Source organism: Saccharopolyspora mangrovi (assembly GCF_035320975.1).
Lineage (GTDB): Bacteria > Actinomycetota > Actinomycetes > Mycobacteriales > Pseudonocardiaceae > Saccharopolyspora > Saccharopolyspora mangrovi.
The window spans coordinates 29,345-47,695 of the sequence record NZ_JAWLNX010000015.1; the positions used below are offsets into that span (position 1 = coordinate 29,345).

Below are 18,351 nucleotides of genomic sequence, written 5' to 3' on the forward strand. Positions count from 1 at the left end.
CCAGGCGCCCGGGGGTGTCCAGCAGCGCTGAGCACCTGGCGTGATCGCCGTCCAGTCGCGTCAGTTCGCGGACTGGCCCTGCACGGCCGAAGTTCCGAGGTCGCTCTTGTCCAGGGGCTTGGTCGCCGAGACCGCCTCGGTCCAGGTGGCGGTGTCGGTGACCGCGGCCCAGTTGGAGTGGAGCAGGACCATGAGCGTCTCGTGCACCTGCTGGGCCGAGACCTTGCCCGCCTCGTTGGCCAGGTGGATGGCTCCGGTGGCGTCCGAGAGCACCTCGACGGCGAAGCCGAGCGGTTCGGCGGCCGCGGCCGTGGCGAGCACGCAGTTGTTCGTCATGTAGCCGACCAGGGTGATCGTGTCGACTCCGTTGGCGCGCAACCACTCCGCGAGGTCACCGGCGGCGAACACGCTGGAGTAGCCCTTGATCACGTGCTTCGACGCCGACGACGCGCGGCGCTCGATCTCGGGGTGCAGCTTCCAGCCCTCCGAGCCGGGGGCGAACACCGGTGCGCCTTCCGGGGTTTCGTGCTGAACCGTGATCACCGGAAGCCCGGCGTCGGCGGCGGTGTCCATCGCACCCGCGATCCGGGCCAGGGACTCATCGCGGGGCGGGTGCTGGACGGTCAACGGCCCTTGGAAGTACTCCTGCTGGGCGTCGATGACGACGAGGGCTCGGCGTGGGGCGTTCACTGGAAATCCTCCGGAGCTGTGGGGGTGATGGCCGGTCGCACCACCACCTCCCATCGTGCTGGCCACCGCTCCGGTACCGTGAGTGGCAGAGATGCCTCTCTTCGATGAAATCGGGCCAACCATGCGGATCGCCATCCACGCCTTCGACGGGATCACCACGTTCCACCTCGCGGCGCCACTGCTCACCTTCGGCGAGGTCGCCCGCCAGGACCTCGCCGAAGGCTGGAGCACCACCGTCTGGAGCTCCGACGGACGCCCCGTGCGCGCCGACGAAGGCGTGGTCATCGATGACCTCGCCGGCCCCGACGCGACCGCGTCGGCCGACGTGCTGGTGTTCCCGTCCTGGCCCGTGTCCCTGCCCGACCCCGAGCCGGGTTTCCTGGACCGCATCCGCGAGGCGCACGCGCGCGGCGCGACGATCATCGGGCTCTGCCTCGGGGCGTTCCCGGTGGTCGCCAGCGGTGTTCTCGACGGCCGCACCGCGACCACCCACTGGGCCGCCGCCACCGAGCTGGCCGACAAGCACCCGACCGTGCAGGTCCAGGCCGATGCGCTGTACCTCGACCACGGGGACGTCCTCACCTCGGCGGGCACCGCCTCCGCGCTCGACGCCTGCCTCCACCTCGTCCGGGCCCGGCTCGGGTCGACGGCCGCCACCACCATCGCCCGCCACCTCGTCATCGCCCCGCACCGCGACGGCGACCAGGCCCAGTACATCGAACGGCCGCTCTCCAGCAGCGACGACGGCCTCATGGGCGAGACCATCACGTGGGCGCTGGCGAACCTCAACCAGTCGCTCACCGTCGAGGACCTGGCCGCCCACTCGTCGATGAGCCCGCGGAACTTCACCCGCCGCTTCCGCGAGACCACCGGCATGAGCCCCGCGCGGTGGGTGCTCACCCACCGCCTCGACGAAGCGCGCAGGCTGCTGGAGACCACCACCTGGAACGTCAGCCGCATCGCCGAAGCCTGCGGGTTCGCCAGCGCCGTGACCTTCCGGCAGAACTTCGTCAAGCACTACAACACCACCCCGACCTCCTACCGGCACCGGTTCACCACCGCACCGTGATTCACGCGCGAGCGCGCCTCGTGGACACGGCGATGACCGCGGGAACGGTGATGAGCACCAGCGCGGCGCCGACCAGGGAGAGGATCGGGTAGCTGGTCGCCGCCACGACGAGGCCGGAGGCGATGCCGCCGGTGGCTCCGGCGACGGCAACGGCGACGTCGACCACGCCCTGGGTCTTCGCGCGGGTGTCGATGGCAACGGCGTCGGTGATGATGGCGGTGCCGCTGACGAGGCCGAAGTTCCAGCCGATGCCGAGCAGCACCAGGGCCAGGGTGAGCAGGACGACGGAGTCGTCGGGCGAAGCGGCGGCGGTGATCCCGGCGGCCAGCAGGGTCGTCCCGGAGGCGGCGACTCCCGCGGTCGGTCCGAAGCGGTCGGTCAACGCTCCGGTCAGCGGCGAGGGCAGGTACATCGCGCCGACGTGCATGGCGATGACGAGCCCGGAAGCCGCGGCGCTGTGGCCGTGATCGTGCATGTGCACCGGGGTCATCGTCATGATCGCGACCATGACGAGTTGGCTGAGGACCATCACCAGGACGCCGAGCCACAGACCGGGGCGGCGGCGCCCGGCAGGCTTCGCGCCCTCGGATTCCGCGCGGGCGTCGGGTTCGCCGGGCATCGAGCGGGCGAGCACGAGGGGATCCGGGCGCAGCCAGACGATCAGGACCAGCGCGGCGACGGCGAAGGCGGCACCGGAGATGAGGAACAGACCCGTCAGCGCCGGAAGCCCGAGGGCGGCGGCGAGGTGACCGGCGGGCGCGGCGAGGTTGGGGCCGACGACGCCGCCCACGGTGGTCGCGACCAGGACGGTGGACACGGCGCGTGCCCGGTTCCCGCTGGCGGCGAGGTCGGTTCCCGCGTAGCGGGCCTGGAGGTTGGCCGCCGTCCCGGCGCCGTAGAGGAACAGCGCGAGCAACAGCAGCGCGGGAAGTTCTAAGGCGGCAGCGGCGACGACTCCGGCACCGCCGAGCGCACCTGCGAGGTAGCCCGCGGCCAACCCGGGGCGGCGGCCCCGGGCGTGGGAGAGGCGACCGATGCTGACTGCGGCGACCGCGGAACCTGCGGTGAGCAGCGCGCTGGGCAGCCCGGCCAGGGCGGTGGAGTGCAGCATGTCCTGGACCAGCAGTGCGCCGACGGTGACCCCGGCCGCCAGCCCCACTCCGCTGAAGATCTGGGAGAGCAGCAGGACGCGGAGGGTGCGCTGCTGCGTCTGGGCCGTCGAGCGCGCGGTCGCCGAGGCGTCGACCTGCGGGCACGGCGGCTTGGATGCGGCGTTGTGCAAGGTGTCTCCACGTCCGGTGTGGTCGGTGACTGTTCGACGGCGCGAAGAGCGCGCAGCTTCTCGCTTTTCGGGGTTCGGGGTCATCAGCGCGGGGCGGACGGCATCGCGTAGGCGTCAGCGAGGAGCTCGGTGGAGCGCAGCAGGGCCTGCGGGGTGTGCCCGACGGAGCCGAACATGATCTCGTCGGGGCGAGCTCGCTCGTGCAGCTGGTCGAGGAGCGCGGTGACCTGCTCCGGCGTGCCGTGCAGGACGCTGCTGGTCCAGTGGTCGAGCACCTGCCGCTCGGCGTGCGCGTACGGGTAGGACTCGGCCTCGTCGGGGGTGGGCAGCAGGAACGACTTGCCCTGCAGCATGCGCATCATCGCGTGGGCGTAGCTGCGCGTCTGCCGCTGGGCTTCGGTCTCGTCGTCGGCGGCCATGACGCTGACGCTGACCAGCGCGTACGGCTCGGCGAGCGCCTCGGAGGGGGTGAACCGGTCGCGGTAGAGCTGCAGCGCCGGTGCGACGCCGTCCGGGGAGAACTGGGCGGCGAAGGCGAAGGGCAGGCCGAGGTGGGCGGCCAGCTGGGCGGAGTAGCCAGATGAGCCCAGCAGCCAGACCGGCGGCCGACCGGCGGTCCGCGCAACGTCGTTCTCCCTGTCCTGGCCGGGCCCGGGCACCGCGTAGACGCGGTCGCGGTACGGGTGCTGATCGGGGAAGCCGTCGTCGAGGAAGTGCAGGAGCTCGAGGACCTGCCGCGGGAAGTCGTCGGCCGAGCTGCCGCGGCGCAACGCGTCGGCGGTGGCCGGGTTGGTGCCGGGGGCGCGCCCGAGGCCGAGGTCGATCCGTCCCGGGGCGAGGGCCTGCAGCAGGCCGTACTGCTCGGCGACGACCAGCGGCGGGTGGTTGGGCAGCATCACCCCTCCTGCCCCGAGCCGAAGCCGCGTCGTGTGCGCGGTCAGCCGGGCGAGCAGAACAGCTGGGCTGGAGGCCGAAACCCCTGGCATGGAGTGGTGTTCGGTCACCCAGTACCGGGTGAAGCCGCGCTGGTCGGCGAGCCGGGCCAGCGCGATGCTGCCGGCCAGCGAGTCGGCGGCGCTGATGCCGCGGCCGGCCAGAGCGGTGTCGAGGACGGACAGCGGCGCAGGAGCGCGTCCACGGACCGCGCCCTTGATCGGGTCGTTCACGAGGTTTCCTTCGGGGAGTGCCCGGCCGTGGGGGGCCGCAGCCTGGCGCGGCCTCACGGAAGGGCTGATTTGTATCCGTGACCATAGCGGTTTGTCACGGATATCGCCACCATGTACCGTGAGAATCGTGAGCGGGTGCGGATAATCCGGCCGACCCCGCCGCGCACGTCGCGGCCTGCGGGCCTCACACCCCGGAACGGGCACCTGTCCCGCGACCGGCACTGCCATCGATCCACCGCTGAGGAGCACCGCGTCCGATGACCGCCACGTTCACCCTGCTGACCTCCGGCTACGACGTCCGCGACCCGCGCAACGCCGGTCGGGACGGTTTCGAGAAGCCTTGGCACGTCGCCTCGACCGTCTCGCTCCTGCGCGACGGCGACCACGCCGTCGTGGTCGACCCCGGCATGGTCGAGGGCCGCGAGCTCATCCTCGATCCGCTCGCCCACGCCGGTCTGGGCCCGGAACAGGTGACCGACCTGGTCTTCAGCCACCACCACCCCGACCACACGCTCAACGCCGCCCTGTTCCCGCACGCGCGGGCCCACGACGTCTGGGCCATCTACCAGGGCGGCCTCTGGTACGACCGGCCCGCCGACGGCTACCAGGTCTCGCCCTCGATCAGGCTGATGGAAACCCCCGGACACACCCCGCAGGACATCAGCACCGTCGCGGAGACCGACCAGGGCACGATCGTGTTCACCCACGCCTGGTGGAGCGCCACGGGCCCCGCCGAAGACCCCACCTCCAACGACAACGAGACCTTGCGCGTCTCCCGCCGGAAGATCCTCGACCTCGAACCCGCCCTGATCGTCCCCGGCCACGGGGAGGCGTTCGTCCCCGACGAGGACACCCCGGTCTGATCCCCGGCGACGACCGGCAGGCGCGGACGACGCACGTCCGGGAGATCAGCCCCCGACGTGCGTCATCCCGCCTCCGAGCGGGTGCGGCGAGCGTAGGCGCGGGCCGCGCGAGCGCGATCGCCGCAGCGAACGGAACACCAGTGGCGACGCCCCTGGCGCAGGAGGAACCGGTTGCAGGGCGTGGAAGCGCACGCGGTGAGGCGTTCGGCCTCGGGCGAGGTGAGCAGGTCGGCGGCGTCGGCGGCCAGGGTGGCCAGCGCGTGCTCGACGATCGCGGTGGTGGGGTGCGGCGGCGTGCGGTACGGGCCGGTCGTGTCGTCCCACTGCAGGAGCGGCGCGGTGGGCACGCGCGTCATCGCGTCGTTGATGGCCGCCACCGCAGCCGGCAGTGCTGCGACTCCGGCGGCACGCGAGGCGAACAACGACCTGATCTGCTCGCGCAGCGAACGCAGTTGCGCCGCGCACATCTCCTGCACATCGGCGTGCGCCGGAGCCAGATCGCGCTCCACCAGCCAGGTGTTCGCCTGCGCCGGAGTCCCCAGGAGGTCGATCGTCTGCTCGCCGGGCAGCGCCACGGCGGTGTTGGCGAGGGCCAGAGCCGGGTGCTCGACCTCGCCCTGCGCAGGCGGTAGGCCGGTCTGCGCGACCAAGGACTCCTTCATGCCTCTCATGCTACAGCTCGCACCCATCCGTGATGCGCACTCCGCGCTCGGCCGCTCTAGGTCTTCGGCACCGGGCGGGACCAGTCGGTGATCTCCACGCGCACCGCGGTGCGGGGCCGCCGGATTCCGTACGGGGCACCGGTGTGCAACCGCGGACATGCGGTCGACGAGGTCGAGGTCGGCGTCGTCGAAGAACTCGACCGCTCTGCCCTGGGCGGTGATGGCGTCGTACCAGCTCTCGCGGCCCAGCGCCGTGATCGAGACCAGCGGGTGGGCGCGCAGGTGGGCCAGCCGGTCTCCTCGGGCGTTGGCGGCGTCGACGCTCAGCAGCAGGTGCCGCTCGTCCTCGACGAGGTACACGGCCACGACCGCGAGATCACCGCGGACACCTTGCGCCGGATGCGCGAGCTGTTCGCCCAGGAACCCATCGCGCGGCACCTCGTCGGGGAAACGGTGCCCGGGACCGACGTCACCGACGAGCACGAGATCGCCGACGTGGCGCTCAACCGCGGGCACTGCGGCTACCACGCCGTCGGCACGTGCGCGATGGGGCCGGACCCGCACGACGTGGTCGACTCCCGCTTGCGCGTGCGAGGCGTCGAAGGGCTCCGCGTCGTCGACTCCTCGGTGCTGCCGACGATGATCTCCGGCAACCTCACCGCACCGGTCATGGCGATCGCCTGGCGAGCCGCCGATGTCATCCTCGACGGGACTCAGCCGTCCTGAACGGGGCTGCTGCGGGCCGCGAGCTCGGAGCGGGAGCGGATTCCGAGCTTCGCGTAGATGCGGGTGAGGTGGTACTGCACCGTCTTGCTGGACAGGTACAGCTCGGCTGCCACCTCCTTGTTGGACAGCCCGCGCGCCACCAGTCGCACGACCGATTCCTCTTGCGGCGTCAGCGCGTTCGGCTTCGGCTCCGGGCGAACCCGGTGCACTCCCCCGGCCTTGAGCTCCCGGTCGCAGCGTTCGACGTAGGTGCGGGCGCCCATCGCGGCGAAGCCGTCGCGGGCGGCGCTGAGCACGACGTCGGCGCGAGCGCGACGGCGCAACCGGCGCAGCGTCTGGCCGTAGCTGAAGTTGATGCGGGCCTGGTCGTAGCGCAGCGGGAGCGCGCCGATCAGCTCCAGCGCTTCGTCGAACGAGGCCGAGGCCGCGTCGACGTCGCCGCTCGCGCCGTGCAGCCGTCCCCGGGCGGCGGCCAGGCGGGAGCGCATCGAGGTGTGGCCGCGCTTGGCCGCCAGCTTCTCGTGCGGGTCCAGGAAGGCGTCGGCCTCGTCGAGCCTGCCGAGCAGGACCAGGGCGTGGGCGTAGACGTCCTGCCACGGCCAGTGGCCCGGTTCGTCGGTGCTGGCGCTCGGTGACGGCCTGGTCAGCGGGTACAGGGCGCGCAGCACGCCGTCGGAGTCGGCGCGCGCCTCGGCGAGGTGCGCCCGGGCGAGCAGGCTCGGGACGCGCATGATCTGGTAATCACCCGCGCCCGTGGCGCTGCGCAGGAGCACGTCCTCGGCCTCGTCGAAGTCGCCGCGCAGGGCGTGCACGGCCGCTTCGGTCCACCGCAGCAGCGGGCCGGTCACCAGGATCCCGGTGCGCTCCTGCATCTCCACCGCCTCGCGCACGGTGGCCAGCGCCTCGTTCCACTCGCCGGTGAGGAACTGGACCCTGGCCAGCCACGCCCGCGCCCACAGCGAGATCCGGGCCGACCCGCCGAGGTAGGCCGTGGGGATGGCGCTTTCGAAGTCGACGCGCGCGTCGTCGATCCGGTCGCTGATCAGGTTGATCCAGCCGCGCGCCATCGTGGCGCGCTGCCACTGCGCACCGTGGCGCAGGCTGGCGATGAGGTGTTCGTAGTGGCGCTGGGCCTGCTTGACGCTGCCGGTGGCCGCCAGCCCGATGCCTCGGATGGCGGCGGCTTCGACCGCGGTCGGGGAATCGGCGCCCGCCAGCTCGACGGCGCGGTCCGCCCACAGCACGAGGTCGCGTCCGTCGTAGCGGCACAGGGCGTCGAGGACGTGGCGTTGGCAGATCAGCGCGGCGGTCTCGGGTTCGCGGTCGGTGTTGACGATCGACCAGGCGCGGCGGAGCCGGTTCCCGGCTTCGGCGGAGCGTCCCCGGACCATCGCGAGGTAGCCGAGAACGGCGTCGCGCAGCGGGGTTTCGCGGATGCTCTCGACCTCGGGGACCAGTGCCGTCGCCCGGAACACGTCGCCGGCGCCGATGAGGGCGTCGACCGCGCGGGTGATCAGGGCTTGCTGGTGCAGTGGATCGTCGGTGAGCCTGCTGGCGTCGCTGAGCAGCGTGGCCGCCGTCCCCCACGCGCCTTCGGCGGCGCGTTCGCGGGCAAGGTCGTCGAGCCTGCCGGCGACCTCGGCGTCGGGGACCGGGCTGGCGGCCACCAGCAGCCGCAGCGACCGGACGGGGTCGTCGACGAGCGCGGCGGCCCGGCGCTGCAGTTCGGCGCGTCGCGCCGGGCCGAGTTCGGTGAGCACGGCGGCGCGCACCATCGGTTCGGGCGGGCTGACGTAGGTGAGCCCGCGCGGGGCCAGCTCCACCAGCCCGGCCGCCGTCGTCTCGTCCATCAGCGGGAGCGGTTCGGCGTCGAGCCCGGCCAGCGACATCACCTTGTGGACCGGGGCGTCGGTGCCCAGCACGGCGGTGGCCTCGGCGAACCGGCGCGCCCGTGCGGTGCTGGCGGCGAGGCTCTCCCGCACCCGCGCTTGGACGACGGCGGGCGCGGGCAGGGCCGGTTCGAACTGCGCCCAGGTGCCGCGCGGGAGTTCGGTGAGCAGCTGCACGACCGGTCGCGGCCTGCCGAGGGTGTGGCGCCGGAGGCGTTCGGCCATCGACGGGTGCAGCGCGATGCCGTGCACGGCGGCCAGTTCGCTGACCTGCGCGGCGTCCAGCGGCGGGATGCTCGGCGCGTCGGTGGCGATGCGCGGCAGCAGGTCCAGGACCTCGGCGGCGGCGCGTCGATCACCGGTGGCGCAGGTGGCCACCACTTGCAGCGCGGTCCGCGGGTGGTGGCGCTGGGTCGAGGCGAGCGCGCGCAGCGAGTCCAGGTCGCCGAACTGCGCGTCGTGGACGACCAGCAGGGTGCGCGGTGTCAGCTTCCCGGCCAGTTCGGCGGCTGTGAGCAGCGGTGTGGACGTCGGCAGGTCGGGGAAGAGCTGCGCCAGCAGCGAGTGCGGCTGGTCGGACTCCCACTCGGCCGCCGTGGCCCGCAGCACCGGGCCGTCGTGCCGGGCTGCGAGGTGTTCGGCCAGCGTCGAGCTCCCGATCCCCGGTGGCCCGCTGAGCAGCACGAACCGGCTCTGGCCGCTCTGGAGGAGTGCTTCCAGAGCGGCCATGAGCTCGCCCCGCCCGATCAGCGGGTGCGCTGGTCCCATCAACGTCCACCTCTTCGCGGGTCCGCGCCCCTGCGACGCGTCGTGCTGCCGTCGAGGGGCGCGGACCAGCTTAAACGGCGCGCGGGGCGGCGGCCGCCGTCGCGGCGACCGGCGCGTCCTGCGCCGTCTCCTCGTGCGAGCGCGGCACCAGCAGCGTCACCGCTGCCGCACCGGCGGCGATGGCGGCGAACAGGTAGAAGGCGGTGGTGCCGCCGAGCCCCGCGCCGACGAGCACGCCGCCGACCACCGGGCCGACGATGCCGCCGATCCGGCCGAAGCCCGCGCACCACGCGACGCCGGCGGCGCGCGCCCGGGTCGGGTAGTAGTTGGACACCATCCCGTAGATGAGCACCTGCGTGCCGATCGTGCCGATCCCGGCGACGGCGACGGCGAGCATCAGCACGAAAAGCGGGAGTTTCAGCGGCAGCAGCGCGAGGGTGACCGCCGCGAGCACGAACGTCGTGGCCACCACGCGCTTGGCCCCGGCCCGGTCTGCCCACAGCGATGCGGCCAGGCCGCCCACGATGGCGCCGAGGTTCAGCACGAGCAGGAACGCCAGCGAATAGCTCTTGTCGTAGCCGTTGTTGGCCATGATCTGCGGCAGCCAGGTGTTGAGCCCGTAGGTCAGTAGGAGTCCTGCGAAGCCCATCAGGCCGAGCAGGGCCGTCGGCCAGGCCAGTTCCTTCGACGCCAGCGCCGGGAATCCTGCGCGGGCGGTGCCCTCCGGCGCGGCGGGGGCGGTGGGCAGCGCGATCCCGGTGCGTTCGGCGAGCGCTGCGGCCTGCTCGGTCTTGCCGCGGGAGGCGAGCCACTTCGGCGACTCCGGCAGCTTCACCCACGCCAGCGGGAGCACGAGCACGATCGGCAGGGCGCCGATCCAGAACAGTCCGCGCCATCCCGCCACGTCGTCGAGCACGAGCGCGAGCAGAGCGGCCAGCACGCCACCGGCCGGGACTCCGCTGTAGACGACGGCGTTGAGCCGGTTGCGGCGTCCGGGTTCGGCGAACTCGGCCACCAGCGGCCCGACCGTCGCCACGAGCGCACCGACGCCGATCCCGGTGAAGAACCGGCCGATGCCGAAGGCCGCGACGCTCTGGGTGAGCGCGGTCGCGCCCATCCCGATCGAGAACCAGACGAGGTTGATCAACATGATCCGGCGGCGGCCGATCAGGTCGCCGAACGCGCCCGCGGCCAGCGCGCCGACGAGCACGCCGACGAGCGCGTAGCTGCCGAGGGTGCCCGCCTGGCCCGGCGTGATCGCTCCGAGCTGCGAGGGGTCTTTGAGGAGGGTGGGCAGGACGGTCCCGTAGACGACGAGGTCGTACCCGTCGAAGATGAGCACGATGGTCGACAGCGCGACCACCCAGGACACGGTGCGGTGGCGCCGACGCGTCGTTGAGCCGGTTTCGGGCATGGGGGTCTCCCGGAGATGTGGGGGAAGGGAGTTCGGCCTGGACGGGCCGTGTTGGCGGCGCGCAGCCGCTCCGGATGAGATGCGGGACGGGGACGCCCAGCGCGCCCCGTCCCCGCGGCGTCAGCCGAGGTCGCCTCCGGCGACCGGGAGGACTGTGCCGGTGATGTAGGAGGCCTCGTCGGAGGCCAGGAAGGTGATGGCCGCGGCTTGCTCGTCGAGGGTGCCGTAGCGCTTCATCAGGGACGTGCCCAGCGTCTGGTCGATGTGGGCCTGGAACCAGGTCTTCTCCTGCTCGGTCTCCAGCGGCGATCCGCCGCGCGAGATCCGGCGCGGTGGGGCTTCGGTCCCGCCCGGTGCGGTGGCCACCACGCGGATGCCCGAGTCGGCGCACTCCAGGGCCAGGGACGCGGTGATCGCGTTGATCCCGCCCTTGGCCGCCGAGTACGGGATCCGGTGCACACCGCGGGTGGCGGCCGAGGAGACGTTGACGATCACGCCGCTGCCCCGCTCGCCCATCGACGGCAGCGCGGCCCGGCAGGTGAACAGCGTCGTCAGCAGCGAGCGGCGCAGCTCGGTCTCGATCTGCTCCGGGGTGAACTCGGTGAAGGGCTTGAACCAGATCGCCCCGCCGACGTTGTTGACGAGCACGTCGATGCGCCCGTGGCGGGCGATCGCGGCGTCCACCACCGCCTGCGCGCCCTCCCAGGTCTCCAGGTCGGCCACGACGGGGGCGCCCGAGAGTTCCTCGGCCAGGCCTTCCACCAGCGACGACCGGTCGGCCAGCACGACGTCACCGCCCTCGGCGGCGATGCGGCGGGCGGTCTGCTCGCCGATGCCCTGGGCCGCACCGGTGACGACGACGACCTTGCCCTCGAAGCGCCCGGGCGTGATGAAGCGCGGCTTCTTGGACGCCTCGGCGTCGGCCATCGCCCGCCGGGTGGTGACCTTGGAGCGGTCGGCGTGCTCGGCGATGAGCCGCCGGGCCGTCGTGCGGTCGCCCGCTTCGAAGGCGCTGACGATGTCGAGGTGGTCCTGGGTGCAGCGGGGGTCGCACCAGGTGGCGTTGCGCAGCGTGGTCTCCATGTGGCCCTTGACGCCGAGGGCGCGGTAGGCCTGCAGGAGGTGCTCGTTGCCGGTGAGGGTGAACAGGTAGTCGTGGAAGGCCGCGTTGGCCTCGGTGTAGGCGGCGGCGTCGACGAACCGGTCGCCGTCGACGTGGGGCACCGCTGATTCGGCGAGCAGCCGGTATCCGGCGAGCTGCTGCGAGGTGAGCCTGCCGATGGTGAGCTCCAGCGCGCCCAGTTCGAGGGCTTGCCGGGCCTCGAAGACCGCGTCCGACTCGTGCACCGACGGGTGCTCCTCGCCGATCTCGTAGCCGCCGGGTGCTGGTGCGACGAGCGGTTCGAGGTCGGGCCGCGCGGACAGGACCTCCTGCCCGGCGATCGAGCGCGCCTCGGCGTCGCCGATCAGTGCCGCACCTCCGTCGAGGGAGCCGGTGCCGCTGCCTGTTCCGGCCCAGATCCGCTGCCCGGCGATCGCGCTGGCCGTGGCCGTCTCCTCCTCGACCGGGCGCTGCGAGCCACCGCCGAGCGCCGCGACCGCGGCCTCGGGGAAGATGTTCTGCCCGGCCAGCTTTCGCCCTCCACCGGGGTGTCCCGCCTGCGCGGGCTCGGTTTCGGGCTCCGGATCGACGTCGACGGCCGGTGCGGGAGCGGGTTCCGGATCCGGCTCGGGCTCGGCTTCCGGAGCCGCCGTCGCGGCCAGGGCGAACTTCTCGTAGTAGAAGCCGGTCGGCTCGAACCCGTCGTCGGCGAAGTGCCCGCGCACCGCCTCCACCATCGGCGGCGGCCCGCACAGGTACACCGCGAGGTCGCCGCCGTGCAGGTGCTCGTCCCGGATCAGCGTGGTCACGTAGCCCTTGTTGGGGGCCGTGCTGCCGGGGTCGGCGACGCAGTAGTCCCAGGTGAAGTTCTCGATCTCGGCGGCCAGCTGCTTCACCGAGTCGATCTCGACGAGGTCGTCGTCGGTGGTCACCCCGTAGATGAGGTGCGCGGGGCGCTTCGAGCCGCAGGCGCGCATTTTGCGCAGGATCGACAGGATGGGCGCGAGCCCGGTCCCACCGGCCAGCAGCAGCACCGGCCGGTCGGTTTCGCGCAGGAAGAAGCTGCCGTGCGGACCGGTGAACGACAGCTCGTCGCCCGGTTTCGCCCGCTCGGTGAGGTATTCCGACATCACCCCGCCCGGGGTGATCTTGATCAGGAACGTCAGCTGCTCGTCGTCGGGTGCGCTGCTGAAGGAGTACGACCGCGTTTCGTCGGTGCCGGGGACGGCGATGTTGACGTACTGACCGGGCAGGAACGCCAGCTCGTCGCGCTTCGGGGTGGTCAACGTCAGCGACATCGTGGTCGGCGAGAGCCGTTCCACCGCGGTGACGGTCGCGGGGAAGGTCGCCGCCTGCGTCTTGGCCACCGCCGAGGTGCTGGCGATGCGCAGCACCAGGTCGGACTTCGGCGTCATGCTGCACGGCAGCACGTAGCCGCGCTCGGCTTCGCCGGCGGTGAGCGCGTCGTCGATGTAGGTCCCGCCGTCGTAGTCACCGGACTCGCAGAACGCCTTGCACGTGCCGCAGGCGCCGTCGCGGCAGTCCAGCGGGATGTTGATGCGCTGCCGGTAGGAGGCATCGGCCACGGTCTGGTCCGGCGCGCACGTGATGAACCGGGTGACGCCGTCCTCGAAGGACAGCGCTACTTGGTGGGTCATGGCCGCCTCGCTCAGATGTGGTACACGTCGACGACGTGGTGGATGTAGTCGTTCTTGAGCACCACGGTCTTGCGGCGGATCAGCGGCGCCGGCCCGGAGAAGTCGATGGTGTAGAACGACGTCCCGTAGTAGGGGTCCACGGTCTTGTACCGGAAGTACATGGTGTGCCAGTTGAAGCGCACGTCCACGATGTCCCCGCGCCGTTCGATCAGCTCCACGTTGCTGATGTTGTGGCTGGTGCGCGGCTCCGGGATGGACGTGGCGCTGGAGCGCTCGGTGCGGATCCGGAACACCCGGTCCTCCAGCCCGCCCTTGTTCGGGTAGTAGATGAGCGAGATGTCGGTCTGCGGGTCCTCGGTGAGCAGGTCGTCGTCGCCCCACGAGGGCATCCAGTAGACGACGTCGTCGGCGTAGCACTCCAGCCACTTCTCGAACTCGCGGTCGTCGAGGTAGCGGGCTTCGCGGTAGAGGAACTGCTCGATGTCCTGCTGGGTGATGGTCTTCCCGGCGGTGGGGGCGTTGACGGTCATCGGGAACTCTCCTGGCGCAGAAGGGGTCACTGGGAATCGGCGGCGCGTTCGGCGGCGATGGCGGCGCGCATGGTCTCCTGCCAGTAGCCGTGCTGGACCGGGTAGAGGCCCTCGTCCTCGTTCTTCTGGCCCGCCGAGATCACGCCCTTCATGTCCAGCGCTTCGGCGACCTCGTCGGGACCGGTCAGCCAGTGCTCGGCACCGCGGCTCATGTCGTTCCACGGCGCGGCGGTGGCGCGGAAGGTCAGCTGGCAGGAGCGGAACTCCTCCAGGTCGTCGGGGGTGGCCATGCCGGAGGCGTTGAAGAAGTCCTCGTACTGCCGGATCCGCCAGGCCCGCGACTCGGCGCTCTCGCCCTTGGGGGCGATGCAGTAGATGGTGACCTCGGTCTTGTCCGGCGCGATCGGCCGGAAGTGCCGGATCTGCGTGGAGAACTGGTCCATCAGGTAGACGTTCGGGTACAGGCACAGGTTGCGGGAGCCGCGCACCATGAACTCGCCCTTGGCCTCGCCGAACTGCTCCTTGAGCTCGTCCATGCGCGGCCACAGCGGGCGGTCCTGCGGGTTGCCGGCCCAGGTCCACAGGCACAGGTGCCCGTTCGGGTAGGACCAGTAGCCGCCACCGGACTTGCCCCAGCTGCCGGCGTCGAGGGTCTTGGTGCTGTTCTTGGACTCACCGGTGTTGCGGCGGGCGGTGGTGGCCGCGTAGTTCCAGTGCGTCGCGGTGACGTGGTAGCCGTCGGCGCCGTTCTCGGCCTGCACCTTCCAGTTTCCGTCGAAGGTGTAGGTCGAGGCGCCGCGCAGCACCTCCAGCCCCTCCGGGGACTGGTCGACGAGCATGTCGATGACCTTGGTGGTGTCGCCCAGGTGCTCGCTCAACGGCACCACGTCGGGGTTGAGGCTGCCGAACAGGAACCCGCGGTAGGAGTCGAAGCGGGCGACCTTGGTCATGTCGTGCGAGCCGCCGGTGTCGAACGAGTCCGGGTAGCCGGCGCCGTCGGGGTCCTTGACCTTGAGCAGCTTGCCGTCGTTGCGGAACGTCCAGCCGTGGAACGGGCACGTCAGCGTGGTGCGGTTGTCGGCCTTGCGGCGGCAGATCATCGCTCCGCGGTGGGCGCAGGCGTTGATCAGGCAGTGCAGCTCGCCGTCCTTGTCGCGGGTGATCACCACCGGCTGGCGGCCGATGTAGGTGGTGAAGTAGTCACCCGGGTTCGGCAGCTGGCTCTCGTGGGCGAGGTAGATCCAGTTGCCCTCGAAGATGTGCTTCATCTCGAGCTCGAAGATCTCCTCGTCGGTGAAGATCCGGCGGTTGGCCCGGTACACCCCGGCCTCGCGGTCCTCGACCACGGCGTCTGCGACGACGTCGGACACGCGGTTCAGCATCTCGGTCATGGATCCTCCAACGGCCCAGATCGACTCTGATCGGCCTCCCGGCGACACCTGGCCGCCGTGGCATGACTCGGAACCATGACAGCTCGTGACACCAGTCACACCGGACAAAAACCTAGACCTGACCTAGGGTGGCTTTCATCGATGCTGTTTATCAATCGTGCGAAACCAAGTCTTTGTCTTCGATGAGCGGTGTGCCTACCGTGAGGAAAGTCGGCGACGAGGACGAGGGAGGGTTTGCCGTGGAGCTCCGCCACCTGCGCTACTTCGTCACCGTCGCCGAGACGTGCCACTTCGGCCGCGCGGCCGAGCAGTTGCACATCGCCCAGCCCGCGCTGTCGCACACCGTGCGGCAGCTGGAGGACGAGCTCGGCGTGGCACTGCTGGCGCGCACGACCAGGCAGGTCCGGGTGACCCCGGCGGGCGAGTTCTTCCTGGACGAGGCCCGGCGGGTGCTCTCCGCCGTCGACGCCGGGGTGCGCGGGGTCCAGCGCATCGGTGAGGGACAGCTCGGACTGGTGCGCGTGGGCTTCACCGGCACCGCGGCCTTCTCCTACCTGCCGCACCTGGCGCGGGCGCTGGCCCAGCGGGTTCCGCAGGTCGAGCTGGAGGTGCGCGCCGAGCTGCTCACGGCCGACCAGTGCGCGCAGCTGCGCGACGGTTCGCTGGGCATCGGCGTGCTGCGGCCACCGGTGACCGGTGACGACATCGACTACCGCGTGATCGAGGTCGAGCCGCTGGTGCTGGCCGTCCCGGCCGACCACCGGCTGGCGGTCGAGCCCGTGGTGTCGATGACCGACCTGCGCGCCGAACCGCTGGTCACCTACGAGGGGCGGAACTCGGTGGTGCACGCGGCGGTGCTGCGCAGTTGCCGGGACGCGGGTTTCACCCCGAACCAGCAGCACCAGGCCCCGGGCACGGCCGCGCTGCTCGCGCTCGTCGCAGGAGGTCTGGGCGTGGGCGTGGTTCCCGCGTCGGCGCGCTCGCTGCCGCTGGCCGGGGTCGTGTTCCGCGACCTGGCCGGTGCGGCGACCGTCGAGCTGGCGCTGGCCTGGCACCGCGACACCAGCTCTCCCCTGGTCAACACCGTCCTCGCCGAGCTCGAGGACGTCTTCCCGTCCGCACGACCACCAGCGGAGGCCGGCTCGTGAAGATCACCCAGGTCGAGGCGATCCCGTTCGCCATCCCGTACCGCAAACCGCTGCGCTTCGCCTCCGGCGAGGTGCACGCCGCCGAGCACGTGGTGGTGCGGGTGCGCACCGACGACGGGATCGTCGGCGTGGCCGAGGCACCGCCGCGACCGTTCACCTACGGCGAGACGCAGGCCGGGATCATCGCCGTCATCGACTCGATCTTCGCCCCGCAGCTGGTCGGGCTGAGCCTGCTGGAGCGGGAGACCGCGCACGCCCGGCTCGCGCGCACCGTCGGGAACCCGACCGCGAAGTCGGCCATCGACATGGCGATGTGGGACGCGCTGGGCCGCAGCCTGGACGTCTCGGTGACCGAGCTGCTCGGCGGCTACACCGACCGGATGCGGGTGTCGCACATGCTGGGCTTCGACGAGCCGGCCGCGATGGTCGCCGAGGCCGAGAAGATGCGCGACACCTTCGGGATCACCACGTTCAAGGTCAAGGTCGGGCGCCGTCCGGTCTCGCTGGACACCGCCGTGGTCCGCGCCCTGCGCGAAGGCCTCGGCGACGCGGTGGAGCTCTACGTCGACGGCAACAGGGGCTGGACGGCCGCCGAATCGGCGCGTGCCATGAAGGAGATGGCCGACCTGGACCTGCTCTTCGCCGAGGAGCTGTGCCCGGCCGACGACGTGCTCGGGCGCCGCTGGCTGGTGCAGCAGCTCGACGTGCCGTTCATCGCCGACGAATCCGCCGTGACCCCGGCCGACGTCACCCGCGAGGTGCTCGGTGGTTCGGCCACGGCGCTGAGCATCAAGACCGCGCGGACCGGGTTCACCCGCTCGCAGCGCACCCACCACCTCGCCGAAGGCCTCGGCCTGGAAGTCGTGATGGGCAACCAGATCGACGGCCAGATCGGCTCGCTGTGCACGGTGGCCTTCGGGGCCGCCTACTCGCTGACCTCGCGCCGGGCCGGTGAGCTGTCGAACTTCCTGGACATGAGCGACGACCTGCTGGCCGAGCCGTTGCGCATCACCGACGGCGAGCTCACCGTCCGCCCCGGCGCCGGTCTGGGCGCCGAGCTCGATCCCGACAAGCTGCGGCACTACCGCCAGGACCGCTGATCCGACCCACCACGAATCAAGGAGGATTCACATGACCACCGCTCACGACACGGCCACCGCCGCAGCTTCCGGCGCCAGCGCGACCGAACGGTTCAAGAGCGACAAGCTCACCGGGGTGGAGGGCACGCCGCCCGAGCGCGTCAGCCTGCTGGCCCGCGAAGTCCTCGACGCCGTGCACGCCACCATCCGCAAGCACAAGGTGACCTACGACGAGTACAACGCCCTCAAGGCATGGCTGATCAGCGTCGGCGAGGACGGCGAGTGGCCGCTGTTCCTCGACGTCTGGGTCGAGCACGTCGTCGAGGAGGTCGCCACCGAGCACCGCGAGGGCAACAAGGGCACCATCGAGGGCCCCTACTACGTCCCGGACGCCCCCGAGCAGGGCTCCAGCGGCTCGGTCCCGATGCGCGACGACGAGCCCGGCACGCCGCTGACCTGGACCGGCCGGGTGACCTCCACGAGCGGTTCGGCGCTGGCCGGGGCGAAGGTGGAGCTGTGGCACGCCGACGCCGACGGGTACTACTCGCAGTTCGCGCCGAACATCCCGGAGTGGAACCTGCGCGGCACCTTCACCACCGCCGCCGACGGCAACTTCGAGATCCGCACCGTGCGCCCGGCGCCGTACCAGATCCCCACCGACGGCGCGTGCGGCAAGCTCATCGCCGCGGCCGGTTGGCACGCGTGGCGTCCGGCGCACCTGCACGTCAAGGTCTCGGCCCCGGGCCACGAGCTGCTGACGGCGCAGCTGTACTTCCCCGGCGACGAGCACAACGACGACGACATCGCCTCGGCGGTCAAGCCGGAGCTGATGCTGGCCCCGAAGCCGGTCACCGGCGGCGAGGCCATCGAGTACGGCTTCGTCCTCGACCCCGCCTGATCAGTCCACAGGAGAC

At 71.5% G+C, this 18,351-nt stretch carries 15 protein-coding genes; 6 read left to right on the forward strand and 9 right to left on the reverse strand.

Going from position 1 to position 18,351, the window contains the following annotated elements:
- Window positions 1–60: 60 nt before the first annotated feature.
- Window positions 61–690, reverse strand: coding sequence for a cysteine hydrolase family protein (locus R4I43_RS20780; protein WP_324267333.1), 630 nt, complete (start codon window positions 688–690; stop codon window positions 61–63).
- Between the two features lie 121 nt (window positions 691–811).
- Here R4I43_RS20780 and R4I43_RS20785 point away from each other — a divergent pair, with 121 nt between their 5' ends.
- Window positions 812–1,759 carry a GlxA family transcriptional regulator gene (locus tag R4I43_RS20785; protein ID WP_324267334.1) on the forward strand — a complete coding sequence of 316 codons (948 nt, stop codon included), beginning with the start codon at window positions 812–814 and terminating at the stop codon, window positions 1,757–1,759.
- 1 nt (window position 1,760) lies between these two features.
- On the opposite strand, the gene R4I43_RS20790 is transcribed toward R4I43_RS20785, so the two are convergent.
- Together R4I43_RS20790 and R4I43_RS20795 are read right to left on the reverse strand one after the other, a co-directional pair.
- Window positions 1,761–2,945 carry an MFS transporter gene (locus tag R4I43_RS20790; RefSeq protein WP_407691282.1) on the reverse strand — a complete coding sequence of 395 codons (1,185 nt, stop codon included), beginning with the start codon at window positions 2,943–2,945 and terminating at the stop codon, window positions 1,761–1,763.
- A gap of 179 nt (window positions 2,946–3,124) precedes the next feature.
- Window positions 3,125–4,207, reverse strand: coding sequence for an LLM class flavin-dependent oxidoreductase (locus tag R4I43_RS20795; protein ID WP_324267336.1), 1,083 nt, complete (start codon window positions 4,205–4,207; stop codon window positions 3,125–3,127).
- Window positions 4,208–4,464: 257 nt separating this feature from the next.
- Between R4I43_RS20795 and R4I43_RS20800 the strand changes: the two genes are divergently transcribed.
- Window positions 4,465–5,070 carry an MBL fold metallo-hydrolase gene (locus R4I43_RS20800; RefSeq protein WP_324267337.1) on the forward strand — a complete coding sequence of 202 codons (606 nt, stop codon included), beginning with the start codon at window positions 4,465–4,467 and terminating at the stop codon, window positions 5,068–5,070.
- Window positions 5,071–5,132: 62 nt separating this feature from the next.
- Here R4I43_RS20800 and R4I43_RS20805 read toward each other — a convergent pair whose 3' ends face one another.
- Entirely contained in the window at window positions 5,133–5,732 is a 600-nt protein-coding gene (locus R4I43_RS20805) for an ABATE domain-containing protein (protein ID WP_324267338.1), read from the reverse strand.
- An 87-nt stretch (window positions 5,733–5,819) separates the two neighbouring features.
- Here R4I43_RS20805 and R4I43_RS20810 point away from each other — a divergent pair, with 87 nt between their 5' ends.
- Window positions 5,820–6,458, forward strand: a complete 639-nt coding sequence (locus R4I43_RS20810; protein WP_324267339.1) for a GMC oxidoreductase — start codon at window positions 5,820–5,822, stop codon at window positions 6,456–6,458.
- Here R4I43_RS20810 and R4I43_RS20815 read toward each other — a convergent pair.
- From R4I43_RS20815 to benA, 5 genes are all read right to left on the reverse strand, one after another.
- On the reverse strand, window positions 6,446–9,115 hold the full coding sequence (locus R4I43_RS20815) for a LuxR C-terminal-related transcriptional regulator (RefSeq protein ID WP_324267340.1): 2,670 nt from the start codon (window positions 9,113–9,115) through the stop codon (window positions 6,446–6,448). The two genes, R4I43_RS20810 and R4I43_RS20815, sit on opposite strands and share 13 nt — an antisense overlap.
- Window positions 9,116–9,185: 70 nt before the next feature.
- A complete protein-coding gene (locus R4I43_RS20820) occupies window positions 9,186–10,529 on the reverse strand; it encodes an MFS transporter (RefSeq protein ID WP_324267341.1) in 1,344 nt (447 codons plus the stop codon).
- Between the two features lie 120 nt (window positions 10,530–10,649).
- Complete coding sequence (gene benC, locus R4I43_RS20825) at window positions 10,650–13,289, reverse strand: benzoate 1,2-dioxygenase electron transfer component BenC (protein WP_324267342.1); 2,640 nt, start codon at window positions 13,287–13,289, stop codon at window positions 10,650–10,652.
- A gap of 11 nt (window positions 13,290–13,300) precedes the next feature.
- Complete coding sequence (benB, locus tag R4I43_RS20830; RefSeq protein WP_324267343.1) at window positions 13,301–13,819, reverse strand: benzoate 1,2-dioxygenase small subunit; 519 nt, start codon at window positions 13,817–13,819, stop codon at window positions 13,301–13,303.
- Window positions 13,820–13,845: 26 nt separating this feature from the next.
- Entirely contained in the window at window positions 13,846–15,210 is a 1,365-nt protein-coding gene (gene benA / locus R4I43_RS20835; protein WP_324267344.1) for a benzoate 1,2-dioxygenase large subunit, read from the reverse strand.
- 239 nt (window positions 15,211–15,449) lie between these two features.
- Here benA and R4I43_RS20840 point away from each other — a divergent pair, with 239 nt between their 5' ends.
- From R4I43_RS20840 to catA, 3 genes are read left to right on the forward strand one after another with little or no spacing between them, the layout of a single operon-like run.
- Window positions 15,450–16,358 carry a LysR substrate-binding domain-containing protein gene (locus R4I43_RS20840; protein WP_324267345.1) on the forward strand — a complete coding sequence of 303 codons (909 nt, stop codon included), beginning with the start codon at window positions 15,450–15,452 and terminating at the stop codon, window positions 16,356–16,358.
- Window positions 16,355–17,458 carry a mandelate racemase/muconate lactonizing enzyme family protein gene (locus R4I43_RS20845; protein ID WP_324267346.1) on the forward strand — a complete coding sequence of 368 codons (1,104 nt, stop codon included), beginning with the start codon at window positions 16,355–16,357 and terminating at the stop codon, window positions 17,456–17,458. The genes R4I43_RS20840 and R4I43_RS20845 overlap by 4 nt, the downstream gene beginning before the upstream one ends.
- Before the next feature lie 31 nt (window positions 17,459–17,489).
- Entirely contained in the window at window positions 17,490–18,335 is an 846-nt protein-coding gene (gene catA, locus R4I43_RS20850; RefSeq protein WP_324267347.1) for a catechol 1,2-dioxygenase, read from the forward strand.
- The last annotated feature ends 16 nt before the right edge of the window (window positions 18,336–18,351 follow it).

Coding starts and splice junctions, on each gene's coding strand:
- R4I43_RS20815 (WP_324267340.1), bottom strand. CDS start 9,115: ATGGGACCAGCGCACCCGCTGATCGGGCGGGGCGAGCTCATGGCCGCT.
- benB (WP_324267343.1), bottom strand. CDS start 13,819: ATGACCGTCAACGCCCCCACCGCCGGGAAGACCATCACCCAGCAGGAC.
- R4I43_RS20820 (WP_324267341.1), bottom strand. CDS start 10,529: ATGCCCGAAACCGGCTCAACGACGCGTCGGCGCCACCGCACCGTGTCC.
- R4I43_RS20800 (WP_324267337.1), top strand. CDS start 4,465: ATGACCGCCACGTTCACCCTGCTGACCTCCGGCTACGACGTCCGCGAC.
- catA (WP_324267347.1), top strand. CDS start 17,490: ATGACCACCGCTCACGACACGGCCACCGCCGCAGCTTCCGGCGCCAGC.
- benC (WP_324267342.1), bottom strand. CDS start 13,289: ATGACCCACCAAGTAGCGCTGTCCTTCGAGGACGGCGTCACCCGGTTC.
- R4I43_RS20805 (WP_324267338.1), bottom strand. CDS start 5,732: ATGAAGGAGTCCTTGGTCGCGCAGACCGGCCTACCGCCTGCGCAGGGC.
- benA (WP_324267344.1), bottom strand. CDS start 15,210: ATGACCGAGATGCTGAACCGCGTGTCCGACGTCGTCGCAGACGCCGTG.
- R4I43_RS20785 (WP_324267334.1), top strand. CDS start 812: ATGCGGATCGCCATCCACGCCTTCGACGGGATCACCACGTTCCACCTC.